The organism is Pseudomonas sp. GM84 (genome assembly GCF_000282535.1).
Lineage (GTDB): Bacteria > Pseudomonadota > Gammaproteobacteria > Pseudomonadales > Pseudomonadaceae > Aquipseudomonas.
In genome coordinates, this window is sequence record NZ_AKJC01000205.1 from 19,971 (window position 1) to 30,077 (window position 10,107).

Here is a 10,107-nt window from a genome sequence, read left to right on the forward strand (position 1 = left end):
GAGGCCGGCGCAGGCCCGCCAATCAGTAGAGGTTAGGCTCCATCTCCAGCTCAACCCCAAACCGCTCCAGGATATCCGCCTGGATACGCCGCGCCAGGTCATGCATCTGCCCACCACTCGCCTGGCCATAATTGACCAGCACCAACGACTGCAGCCGATGCACGCCGGCATCGCCCTCGCGATAGCCCTTCCACCCCGCCCCTTCGATCAACCAGCCCGCGGCCAGCTTCACCTGCCCATCGGCCTGGGGATAGGCCACCACACCTGGATACTGAGCGCGAATACGATCCACAAGCTCAACTGTCACCACCGGGTTCTTGAAGAAGCTCCCCGCATTACCCAGCTCGGCCGGATCAGGCAATTTCTCGCGACGAATGCTGCAGATGGCATCACTGATCGCCTGCGCAGTCGGCTGCTCGACACCCTGCTCCAGCAAACGCTGACGCACCGGGCCGTAATCCAGGTGCGCCTGCAGGACACGACTCAAGGCAAAACGCACCCGCAGGATCAACCAACGGCCAGGGTTGTGCTTGAACAGGCTGTCGCGGTAACCGAAGGCGCATGCGTCCAGGCCAAAGTCGCGCAGCTCCCCGGTCTCCCGGTCAAGCGCGGTCAGCCCGACGAATACATCCTTGATTTCCACACCATAGGCACCGACGTTCTGCATCGGTGCGGCGCCCACTGTCCCAGGAATCAGGCTCAGGTTTTCAAGGCCACTGAACCCTTGGCTCAGCGTCCACTGCACGAAGGGGTGCCAGGCTTCGCCGGCCTCGGCCTCGACCACCACCCGCTCACCGTCATCGCTCAGCACACGACGCCCCTGGCTGGCCATATGCAGCACCAGCGCGTCGACATCACGGGTCAGCAGCAGGTTGCTGCCACCACCGATCACCAGCACCGGCACAGCCAACTGGCGCGCCAGTACCAACGCTTCACGCACTTCGTCGTCATTGTGTGCCTGGGTGAAATACCGGGCGCTCACATCGATGCCGAAGGTGTTGTAGGGCTTGAGCGATACCTGCCGTTGCCATCCCACAGTCATAACCGCCCCTTGATTTCCACTACCAGCTCACGACAGGCGGCCTCGATCAGGTCCAGCACTTGCTCGAAACCGTCGGCACCACCGTAGTAAGGGTCCGGTACTTCGTCGAGGGCGGCGCCATAGCGGCGCAGGAACAGGTCGAGCTCACCCTTGGCAGTGTGCGGGCGCAGGGTGCGCAGGTGGCCCAGGTTGCTTTCATCCATGGCCAGGATCAGGTCGTACTCGGCAAAATGCGCCGCCTTGACCTGCTGCGCACGCTGTGCCGAAAGGTCGTAACCCCGTGCCAGCGCGGCCTTGCAGGTGCGGCTGTCGGGCGCCTTGCCGACATGCCAGTCGCCAGTGCCGGCAGAGGCCACGTGCACCCGCTCGGCCAACCCCGCGACTTGCAGTTGATGGCGCAGCACACCTTCGGCAGTGGGCGAACGGCAGATATTGCCCAGGCACACGAACAGAACGCGCATCAGGCCTCCAGCAAGCGCCGAACGCGCTCCAGGTCTTCCGGGGTATCCACGCCCACGGCTGGCGCCTCGATGGCGTCTTCCACATGGATACGCACCCCATGCCACAGGGCACGCAGCTGCTCCAGCGCTTCGGTTTGCTCGAGCCAGCACGGGCCCCAGCTGACGAAGTCCTGAAGGAAGCCGACACGGTAGGCGTACATGCCGATGTGGCGACGATACGGCACGCCCTCCGGCAGCTGGCTACGGTCCTTGGCGAATGCATCGCGCGCCCAAGGCAACGGCGCGCGGCTGAAACTCAAGGCCAGGCCCTGCTTGTCGCTGATCACCTTGACCGCGTTGGGGTTGAACACGGTTTCCGGCTCATGGATCGGCTCGGCCAGGGTAGCGATACCTGCCTCCGGATGAGCGGCCAGGTTGGCGGCCACCTGGTCGATGATCACCGGCGGAATCAGCGGCTCGTCACCCTGCACGTTGACCACGATGGCATCGGCGGGCAGCCCCAGGTGCGCGGCCACTTCGGCGAGGCGATCAGTACCCGACTCATGGTCGGCGCGGGTCATCAGCACTTCGCCGCCAAACGCCTGGCACGCCTCGACAATGCTGGCGTCGTCGGTGGCAATGACCACGCGACTGGCGCCACTCTTGCGGGCCTGCTCCCAGACGTGCTGGACCATCGGCTTGCCAGCGATCAACTGCAACGGTTTGCCCGGCAGGCGCGTGGAGCGCAGCCGAGCAGGAATCACCACGGTGAAGTCGACACTCATTTGTCCAGGCGCTCGTCGTCGGTCAGGGTACGTGCCTCGCTTTCCAGCATCACCGGGATGCCGTCGCGAATCGGGTAGGCCAGGCCTGCGCCCTTGCTGATCAGCTCGGTCTTGTCGGCGCTGAGCTTGAGCGGGCCCTTGGTGATCGGGCAGGCCAGGATGTCGAGCAGTTTGGTGTCCATGGAAAGCTTCCTTGAGGCCAGGTGGCCGGAAAATGAAAACAGGCTCAGGGCTTGCGCTGCGCCAGCAGGCGTTGCAGCTGGCTGTCGAACCAGGCGACGAAGGCCGGCGTGGGCTGCGCCTCGACGGCCAGGTACCACCAGTCATCGGCGGCGAAGACCCGGCATTTCACCGCATCCTTCTCGGTCATGACCAACGGCAGCGGCGGACTGAACGCCAGGCGCTCGGCGCTGAACTCGGCGTGGTCGGCGAAGGGGTGCGGCACCGGCTGCCAGTTTAGCCCCAGCAGGGTGTTGAAGAAACGTTGTGGGTTGCCGATGCCGGCGACCGCGTGCAGGCGCTGGCCTGCCGGGAACAAGTCGAGCGTGCGCCGCTCGCCGCTGCGCAGGTTGACCAGGGCGCTGGGCTGCAGGCTGAACGCGAAGCCATCGCAGCGATCGGCGTCGGCGCCATTGAACAGCACCGCATCGGCTTCCTGCAGGCGCTCGGCCGGCTCACGCAACGGCCCGGCCGGCAGGCAGCGGCCATTGCCCAGACCACGGGCAGCATCGATCAGTACCAGCTCCAGGTCACGCGCCAGGCGGTAGTGCTGCATGCCATCGTCACAAAGGATCACGTCCAGCGGCTCGCTGGCCAACAGCGCCTGAACGGCGCGGGCGCGATCAGGGTCGATCATCAGCGGCACGCCCGTGCGCTGGACGATCAGCAGCGGTTCGTCCCCCGCCTGTTCGGCAGGCTGCTGCGCCTCGACGCGCCACGGCAATTGGGGTGGCTTGGCGCCATAACCACGGCTGACCACGCCGACCTTCAACCCCTGGCGACGGCAATGCTCGATCAGCCAGAGGATCATCGGCGTCTTGCCGGTGCCGCCAATGGTGATGTTGCCCACCACGATGACCGGCACCGGGGCGCGATAGCTGGGGCTTTCACCACTGAGAAAGCGCGCACGCTTGCGCGTGACCACGCGGCGGTACAAGACCTCGAGGGGGCGCAGCAGGGCCAGGGCTGGATGCCCGGCATACCAGGCAGCCAGCAGACGGTCGGCGAACGCCATCAAGGTGTCCCCTGGGCCGCCTCGACGGTGGTCATGCGCAGGTGGCTGAAACCGAGCTTGCCGGCGGCATCCATCGCGGTGATCACGGCCTGGTGCGGGGTCTTGCCGTCGGCGCTGATCGCCAGGGGCAGTTTGTTGTCGCCACCGGACTCACGCTCGATGGCTTCGGTCAGGGTGGCCAGGTCGCTCTTGGGCAGCAGGTGATTGTTCACCGAATACACGCCCTCGGCACTGATGGTGACCTCCACCAGCTTGTCCTGGTCCGCTGGCGGCTGCTCGGCGCTGGCGGCCTCGGGCAGTTCGACGCGCAACTGGGTCTCGCGGGTAAAGGTGGTGGTGACCACGAAGAACAGCAGCAGGACGAAGACCACGTCGATCAGCGACGCCAGGTTGATGTCGACGTTCTCCCGCTGGCGATTGCGCCGAAACTTCACGCCTTGCCTCCGGCCACTTCGACTTCGCGGTCGCCCTGGATAACTTCCACCAGCTTGATCGCCTCCTGCTCCATGCCCACCACCAGCTCATCGATGCGGCGCAGCAGGAAACGGTGGAAGAACACGGCAGGGATACCGATCATCAGGCCGGCCGCAGTGGTAACCAGGGCCTTGGAGATACCGCCCGCCAGCACGGCGGCATTGGCGGTCATCTGCGAACCCATGAAGGCGCTGAAGATGTCGATCATGCCCAGCACGGTGCCCAGCAGGCCCAGCAGCGGGGCCATGGCGGCAATGGTGCCGAGCGTGCTGATATAGCGCTCGAGCTCGTGAATGACCCGCGAGGCAGCTTCTTCGATGCACTCTTTCATGATCTCGCGACCATGGCGCGAGTTGGCAAGGCCCGCAGCGAGAATCTCGCCCAGCGGCGAGTCGGCGCGCAGGGCCTTGAGCTTGTCACTGGTGAGCTGCTTGTCCTTGATCCACATCCACACCTGGCCCAGCAGGTGCGGCGGGGTGACGCGGCTGGCGCGCAGGGTCCACAGGCGCTCGACGACGATAGCCATGGCAACGATGGAGCTCAGAATGATCGGCAGCATCATCCAACCACCGGACTTGACCAATTCCCACACAGTAAACGCCCCTTCGGAAAAAGGCCGCCACTCTACCATACGCACGCTGGGGGCTCATCTGCCGAAGGTCAGGGAATTGGCGCCCGCTCACGCCAGAAACGTCGCTGGCCACGCACGCCCTCGACCGCGCCCTGGCTACCCAGCAGCAAACGCAACGCCCCCTCCACCGCCGTATCATGAATCGCCAGCCCATGGCGCCGATAGCGCGCCATCACCTGCTCATGGGGGTGCCCAAAGCCGTTGTTACGCCCCCGTGAAATCAGCACCCCGCGCGGCGCAGTGGCGCGCATGAAGGCCTCGGTCGACGAACTGCGACTGCCATGGTGCGGCGCCTGCAACCAATCGATGCCGGGTGCCCCGTGCTCGGCCAGCCAGGCCCGCTCGGCGCCGGCTTCCATGTCACCGGCCAGCAGCAAGCGTTCGCCCCGCGCCTCGACCAACAATACGCAGGAGCGATCATTACTGCCCTGCCCTTCAGCCCAGTGCCACAGCGAAAAACGCACGCCGTCCCACTCCCAGCCGTCATTACTGACACACGGCTGCGCCGACAACGGCGTGGCAAGCGCCTGCGCTTCGCCACTGAGCACCCGCGCTACCGGCAACCCGCGGGCTACGGACAACGCGCCACCTGCATGGTCGCTGTGGGCATGGCTGATCAACATCAGGTCCAGGTGCCGCACGCCCAGCTTGTGCAAGGTAGGCAATACCACCCGCTCGCCAAGATCCGTATCACCCCGCGCCGGGCCCGCGTCATAAAGCAGGGTGTGGTGTCGCGTGCGCAGCAGCACCGCCAGCCCTTGGCCAACATCAAGCTGCCACACCTCCACCAGGCCGTGCGGCACGGGCTCCCTGGGCACCCACAGGGCCAGCAGCATCACCCCGCCCAGGCCACGCAGCGGTACACCGCGCGGCAGCAGCACCAACAGCGCCCCCAGGCATACCAGCAGCCAGGCCCAAAGCGGCAAGGCCGGCGGCATCCAGGCCGGGCGCCAGCCCGCCACTGCCGCCAGCACCCGCAGCAAGCCATCGAGCAGGCCGCCAGCCAACCACAGCAATGCCTCGCCAACACCCGCCAACGGCAGCAACAAGGTGCCGAGCAACGCCAGCGGCAATACCGCCAGGCTGATCCAGGGCACGGCCACCAGGTTCGCCAGCGGCGCGCTCAGGCTGACCGGCAGCCCCGTGGCCAGCAAAACCGGCAGCAAACCCACTGCAATGACCCACTGGGCGCGGGTCCACGCCTGCCAGGGACGCCAGCCGCCAAGGCGAGCACTGAAGCAGTAGACAAGCGTCGCCACTGCCGCGAACGATAACCAGAAACCCGGCAGCAAGGCGGCCAGAGGCTCGGCGACCAGCACCAGGTTCAGCGCCACCAACAAGGGAAAGAACGCCCCAAGCTGGCGAAAGCGCAGGCGCCAGAGCAGCACCACCGCCAACATCAGGCAAGCGCGCTGCACCGGCACCCCGGCGCCGGCCAACCAGCCGTAGGCCAGGGCCCCCGCCAGTGCCAAGCCGCACGCCCAGGGCAGCCAGGGCAACTGCCGAGGCCACAGGCCCCAACGCGCCAGGCCAGCCACCAGTGCGTAGAGCAAACCGGCCACCAGGCCGATGTGTTGGCCCGAGATCACCAGCAGGTGCACCGTGCCCGTGGCCTGCAGCACTTGCCAATCACTGCGCGCCAATCCGCCACCATCCCCAAGCACCAGCGCCACCAACGCCGCTTCCCGACCCATGGCATCGATAGCCAGCAGGCGCTCGCGTAACGCATCGCGCCAACCTGGCCCCTGGGCATCCAACGCGTGGCCCGCCTTGACCGTACCGGTCGCGCCCACCCGTCGCGCCAGCAATTGCGCTTCCCTGTCAGCCCCATGGGGATTCAGCAACCCAGCGGGCCGCTGCAAGGTCACCGCCAGGCGCCAACGCTCGCCTGCCCGCAGCGGCGGGCCCTCGAACCAGCTCAATTGCAGGCGCGAGGGCAGTTCGGCGCGGCGTGAACGGGGTTGCTCCAGCACAAAGCGCACGCCCTGCCCGGTTTGGCTCGGCAGCCCGACCACCTTGCCTTCCAGCCACAGCGTGCGGCCATCGAGCTGTGGCGCCAGGCGGTCGTCCAGCGCCTGCTGCGCCGACCAACAGGCCCAACACAATCCAAGCAGAAAGCAACCCACCGGCCAGCCCCGCGAGCACAGGCAAAGCAGCCCGCCGCAGAGCAACAGCCATAGCCACCCGACCGACGGCAATGCAGGAAGAAGACCCAGGCACAACAGCCCGAGCGCCAGCGCAAGCATCCCTGTGCGCATGAGGTAGAGCTCCAGAAGCAAAATCGCTTACTGAGGCTTAGCTGAAATGCCGACCTGGCTCGCTCAACAATTGTCACAAACTCTGAACGAGCCTGAGATGGAATCAAGGCATACTGCCCCGATCAACGCGCCAGGAGCCTACATGCCGCGCCGACTTTTCAAACGGTACATGCCGGATCCAACCAGCATTCGGGAACACAAGTCCCTACGCTTTTTCGGCAAGCTGCTGCATGACCCGAACCTCTGGCACCTGAACCGCCACTCGGTGGCGCGGGCCATGGGCGTGGGCCTGTTCGCGGCGTTGATCCCGATCCCCATGCAGATGCTGCTGGCGGCGGCGCTGGCCATCCCGGTACGCGGCAACTTGCCGATCGCGGTCAGCCTGGTCTGGCTGACCAACCCGCTGACCATGCCGCCGGTATTCTTCGTCACCTACATGACCGGTGCCTGGCTGATGCAGGTCCCGCCGCGCACGTTGCCCGACGAACTGACCTTCGAATGGATCACCGACCAGCTGGCCACGCTGTGGCAGCCATTCCTGCTGGGTTCGGTGGTATGCGGGGTGGTGCTGGGCATCGTGGCCTACTTCACCACCATGCTGTACTGGCGCTGGTGGGTTGGCCGGCAGTGGCGCCGGCGCAAGCAAAAGGCCTCAGGCGCGCATGCCGCGGCCGCTGACCAGCAGGCGAACGCACAGCACATAGAGCACCGCGGTGGCCACCAGCATGAAGGTGATCGCCGTCCCAATACTGATATCCGACACCCCTAGGATGCCGTAGCGGAACGAGTTGACCATGTGCAAAACCGGGTTGGCCAGCGACACGGTCTGCCAGAACGGCGGCAGCAGGTTGATCGAGTAGAACACCCCGCCCAGGTAGGTCAGTGGGGTCAGCACGAATGTCGGGATGATCGAGATATCGTCGAAGTTGCGCGCGAACACCGCGTTGACGAAGCCCAGCAGCGAGAAGATGGTGGCGGTCAGCAGCACCACGACCACGGTCACGCCCAGGTGATGTACCTGCAAATGGGTGAAGAACATCGACAGGATGGTCACGATCACGCCAACCGCCAGGCCGCGCAGCACGCCGCCCATGACGTAGCCCACGAGGATGATGTGCGGCGAAACCGGAGACACCATCAGCTCCTCGATCGAACGCTGGAACTTGCTGCCGAAGAAGCTCGAGACCACGTTGCCGTACGAGTTGGTGATGACCGACATCATGATCAGGCCCGGCACGATGTATTCCATGTAGGTGAAGCCACCCATGTCACCAATCTGCCGGCCAATCAGGTTACCGAAGATGACGAAGTACAGGACCATGGTGATCGCCGGCGGCAGCAAGGTCTGCGGCCAGATGCGCAGGAAGCGCCGCACTTCGCGGTAGACGATGGTATTCAAGGCGACCCAGTTGGTGCGCAGCTCCACACTCATACGGCCACCTTCGACAGGTTTTTTTCCACCAGGGACACGAACAGCTCCTCGAGTCGGTTGGTCTTGTTGCGCAGGCTCTGCACTTCGATGTTCTGCAGCGCCAGCTGGCCGAACAGCGCGGTGATGCCGATATCTTTCTCCACCTGCACTTCCAGGGTGTGCGGCGTCAGCAGGCGGCACGGGTAGCCCTGAAGGATCGGTGCCTGGGCCAGGTCCTGCTTGAGGTCAAGCACGAAGGTCTCGACATGCAGCTTGCCCAGCAGCTTGCGCATGCTGGTGTTCTCGACGATGGTGCCGTGGTCGATGATGCCGATGTTGCGGCACAGCTGCTCAGCCTCTTCCAGGTAGTGGGTGGTGAGGATGATGGTGATGCCCTTCTGGTTGAGCTCGGTGAGGAAGCTCCACATCGAACGGCGCAACTCGATGTCGACCCCGGCGGTCGGCTCGTCAAGGATCAGCAGGCGCGGCTCATGGATCAGCGCACGGGCGATCATCAGCCGGCGCTTCATGCCACCGGACAGCGACCGAGACTGCACGTCACGTTTGTCCCACAGGCCGAGCTGGGTCAGGTACTGCTCGGCACGTTCCTTGGCCAGCTTGGGCGGAATGCCGTAGTAACCGGCCTGGGTCACGACGATGTCGAAGGTTTTCTCGAACTGGTTGAAGTTGAACTCCTGTGGCACCACGCCAAGGCAGCGCTTGAGCGCAGAAGGCTCGCGGTCCAGGTCATGGCCGAACACGTTCACCGTGCCGCTGGTCTTGTTGACCAGGGTCGAGAGGATGCCGATGGTGGTGGACTTGCCGGCGCCATTGGGACCGAGCAAGGCGAAGAAGTCACCTTCGGCGACATCCAGGTCGATGCCCTTGAGGGCCTGGAAGCCGTTGCCGTAGGTCTTGGTCAGCTGTCGGATGGACAGGGCGGAACTCATAGCGGGTCACGTACCGAATAAAGAATGGTTCAGGACACGCCAGGCGAAATCACTGGCGCAGTGAGTGCGGCCATGGTGCAAGGCCAGACCGCACAAGTACAGTCACATCTATTGATAATGACTATCGAAGCAGGGTCAGGTCAGCGCGGTCATCACCGCAGCCTGGTAGGCCGGGCGCTGCTTCAGGCGTTCGTACCAGGCTTCCAGATGGTGCATGGCCGGGCGCTCGATGGGCATTTCGAACCAGGCATAGACGAAGCTACCCAGTGGGATGTCGCCCATGCCGATCTGGTCACCGGAAAGATAGGGCTGGTGCGCCAGGGTGGCGTCGGCGATGGACAGCAATGCGGCGCACTGCTTGTGCGCGGCGTTGATCGCTACCCAGTCGCGCTGCGCCTCTGGCGTGCGCAACAGGCCCCAGAACAGCGGACGGAACGGCGTGGCGAAGGACGAGGTGGTCCAGTCCATCCATTTGTCGGCCAGGGCGCGCTGACGCGGGTCGTCGAGGTACCAGCCCTGCTCTGCGCCGTATTCGGCACACAGGTAGCGGACGATGGTGTTGGATTCCCACAGCACCAGGTCGCCGTCTTCGAGCATGGGCACCAGGCCATTGGGGTTGAGGGCGCGGTAATGCGGCTCGTTGACCACGCCGAAGGCGCCGCCGGCGTCGATGGATTCGAAATCCAGGCCCAACTCGTGGGCGATCCACAGCGCCTTGCGCACATTGCTCGAATTCTTGCGGCCCCAGATCTTCAGCATGGCAATGTCCTTATGAATGCAGAGGGGTGAGTCTACTCCAGACCTGTTCCGCCTGTACCGGCCTCTTCGCGGGACAAGCCCGCTCCCACAGGTACTGTGGACCTCCTGTGGGAGCGGGCTTGT

General features: G+C 64.9%; 11 protein-coding genes and 1 pseudogene. 1 reads left to right on the plus strand and 11 read right to left on the minus strand.

Annotation, left to right across the window (positions count from 1 at the left end):
- Positions 1–22: 22 nt before the first annotated feature.
- The 8 genes from murB to PMI38_RS17235 all read right to left on the minus strand — a co-directional run bounded on the left by murB (position 23) and on the right by PMI38_RS17235 (position 6,864).
- Positions 23–1,042, minus strand: coding sequence for a UDP-N-acetylmuramate dehydrogenase (gene murB / locus PMI38_RS17200; protein WP_008096428.1), 1,020 nt, complete (start codon positions 1,040–1,042; stop codon positions 23–25).
- Entirely contained in the window at positions 1,039–1,503 is a 465-nt protein-coding gene (locus tag PMI38_RS17205) for a low molecular weight protein-tyrosine-phosphatase (RefSeq protein WP_008096431.1), read from the minus strand. Before PMI38_RS17205 ends, murB begins: the two co-directional genes overlap by 4 nt.
- Positions 1,503–2,267 (minus strand): 3-deoxy-manno-octulosonate cytidylyltransferase, encoded by a 765-nt coding sequence (gene kdsB, locus PMI38_RS17210; RefSeq protein WP_008096433.1) that lies wholly within the window; start codon positions 2,265–2,267, stop codon positions 1,503–1,505. Before kdsB ends, PMI38_RS17205 begins: the two co-directional genes overlap by 1 nt.
- Positions 2,264–2,449, minus strand: coding sequence for a Trm112 family protein (locus tag PMI38_RS17215; protein ID WP_003247142.1), 186 nt, complete (start codon positions 2,447–2,449; stop codon positions 2,264–2,266). Before PMI38_RS17215 ends, kdsB begins: the two co-directional genes overlap by 4 nt.
- Before the next feature lie 44 nt (positions 2,450–2,493).
- On the minus strand, positions 2,494–3,501 hold the full coding sequence (lpxK, locus tag PMI38_RS17220) for a tetraacyldisaccharide 4'-kinase (RefSeq protein WP_008096450.1): 1,008 nt from the start codon (positions 3,499–3,501) through the stop codon (positions 2,494–2,496).
- Entirely contained in the window at positions 3,501–3,935 is a 435-nt protein-coding gene (locus PMI38_RS17225) for an ExbD/TolR family protein (RefSeq protein WP_008096452.1), read from the minus strand. Before PMI38_RS17225 ends, lpxK begins: the two co-directional genes overlap by 1 nt.
- The gene (locus PMI38_RS17230; RefSeq protein ID WP_027596066.1) at positions 3,932–4,567 is read right to left on the minus strand and encodes a MotA/TolQ/ExbB proton channel family protein; all 636 of its coding nucleotides are present in this window, start codon (positions 4,565–4,567) and stop codon (positions 3,932–3,934) included. The genes PMI38_RS17225 and PMI38_RS17230 overlap by 4 nt, the downstream gene beginning before the upstream one ends.
- Positions 4,568–4,635: 68 nt before the next feature.
- Positions 4,636–6,864, minus strand: coding sequence for a DNA internalization-related competence protein ComEC/Rec2 (locus tag PMI38_RS17235; protein ID WP_008096457.1), 2,229 nt, complete (start codon positions 6,862–6,864; stop codon positions 4,636–4,638).
- 142 nt (positions 6,865–7,006) lie between these two features.
- Between PMI38_RS17235 and PMI38_RS26690 the strand changes: the two are divergent.
- A pseudogene (locus PMI38_RS26690) lies at positions 7,007–7,504 on the plus strand (DUF2062 domain-containing protein); the annotation flags it as partial.
- Positions 7,505–7,516: 12 nt separating this feature from the next.
- On the opposite strand, the gene PMI38_RS17240 reads toward PMI38_RS26690, so the two are convergent.
- The 3 genes from PMI38_RS17240 to PMI38_RS17250 all read right to left on the minus strand — a co-directional run bounded on the left by PMI38_RS17240 (position 7,517) and on the right by PMI38_RS17250 (position 9,984).
- A complete protein-coding gene (locus PMI38_RS17240; RefSeq protein WP_008096461.1) occupies positions 7,517–8,296 on the minus strand; it encodes an ABC transporter permease in 780 nt (259 codons plus the stop codon).
- The gene (locus PMI38_RS17245) at positions 8,293–9,225 is read right to left on the minus strand and encodes an ABC transporter ATP-binding protein (protein WP_008096463.1); all 933 of its coding nucleotides are present in this window, start codon (positions 9,223–9,225) and stop codon (positions 8,293–8,295) included. The genes PMI38_RS17240 and PMI38_RS17245 overlap by 4 nt, the downstream gene beginning before the upstream one ends.
- A 135-nt stretch (positions 9,226–9,360) precedes the next feature.
- On the minus strand, positions 9,361–9,984 hold the full coding sequence (locus tag PMI38_RS17250; protein ID WP_008096465.1) for a glutathione S-transferase: 624 nt from the start codon (positions 9,982–9,984) through the stop codon (positions 9,361–9,363).
- Positions 9,985–10,107 lie beyond the last annotated feature (123 nt).

Excerpts from the sequence above, each read along its gene's own strand:
- murB (WP_008096428.1), bottom strand. The coding sequence starts at position 1,042 with ATGACTGTGGGATGGCAACGGCAGGTATCGCTCAAGCCCTACAACACC.
- PMI38_RS17205 (WP_008096431.1), bottom strand. The coding sequence starts at position 1,503 with ATGCGCGTTCTGTTCGTGTGCCTGGGCAATATCTGCCGTTCGCCCACT.
- kdsB (WP_008096433.1), bottom strand. The coding sequence starts at position 2,267 with ATGAGTGTCGACTTCACCGTGGTGATTCCTGCTCGGCTGCGCTCCACG.
- PMI38_RS17215 (WP_003247142.1), bottom strand. The coding sequence starts at position 2,449 with ATGGACACCAAACTGCTCGACATCCTGGCCTGCCCGATCACCAAGGGC.
- lpxK (WP_008096450.1), bottom strand. The coding sequence starts at position 3,501 with ATGGCGTTCGCCGACCGTCTGCTGGCTGCCTGGTATGCCGGGCATCCA.
- PMI38_RS17235 (WP_008096457.1), bottom strand. The coding sequence starts at position 6,864 with ATGCGCACAGGGATGCTTGCGCTGGCGCTCGGGCTGTTGTGCCTGGGT.
- PMI38_RS17240 (WP_008096461.1), bottom strand. The coding sequence starts at position 8,296 with ATGAGTGTGGAGCTGCGCACCAACTGGGTCGCCTTGAATACCATCGTC.
- PMI38_RS17245 (WP_008096463.1), bottom strand. The coding sequence starts at position 9,225 with ATGAGTTCCGCCCTGTCCATCCGACAGCTGACCAAGACCTACGGCAAC.
- PMI38_RS17250 (WP_008096465.1), bottom strand. The coding sequence starts at position 9,984 with ATGCTGAAGATCTGGGGCCGCAAGAATTCGAGCAATGTGCGCAAGGCG.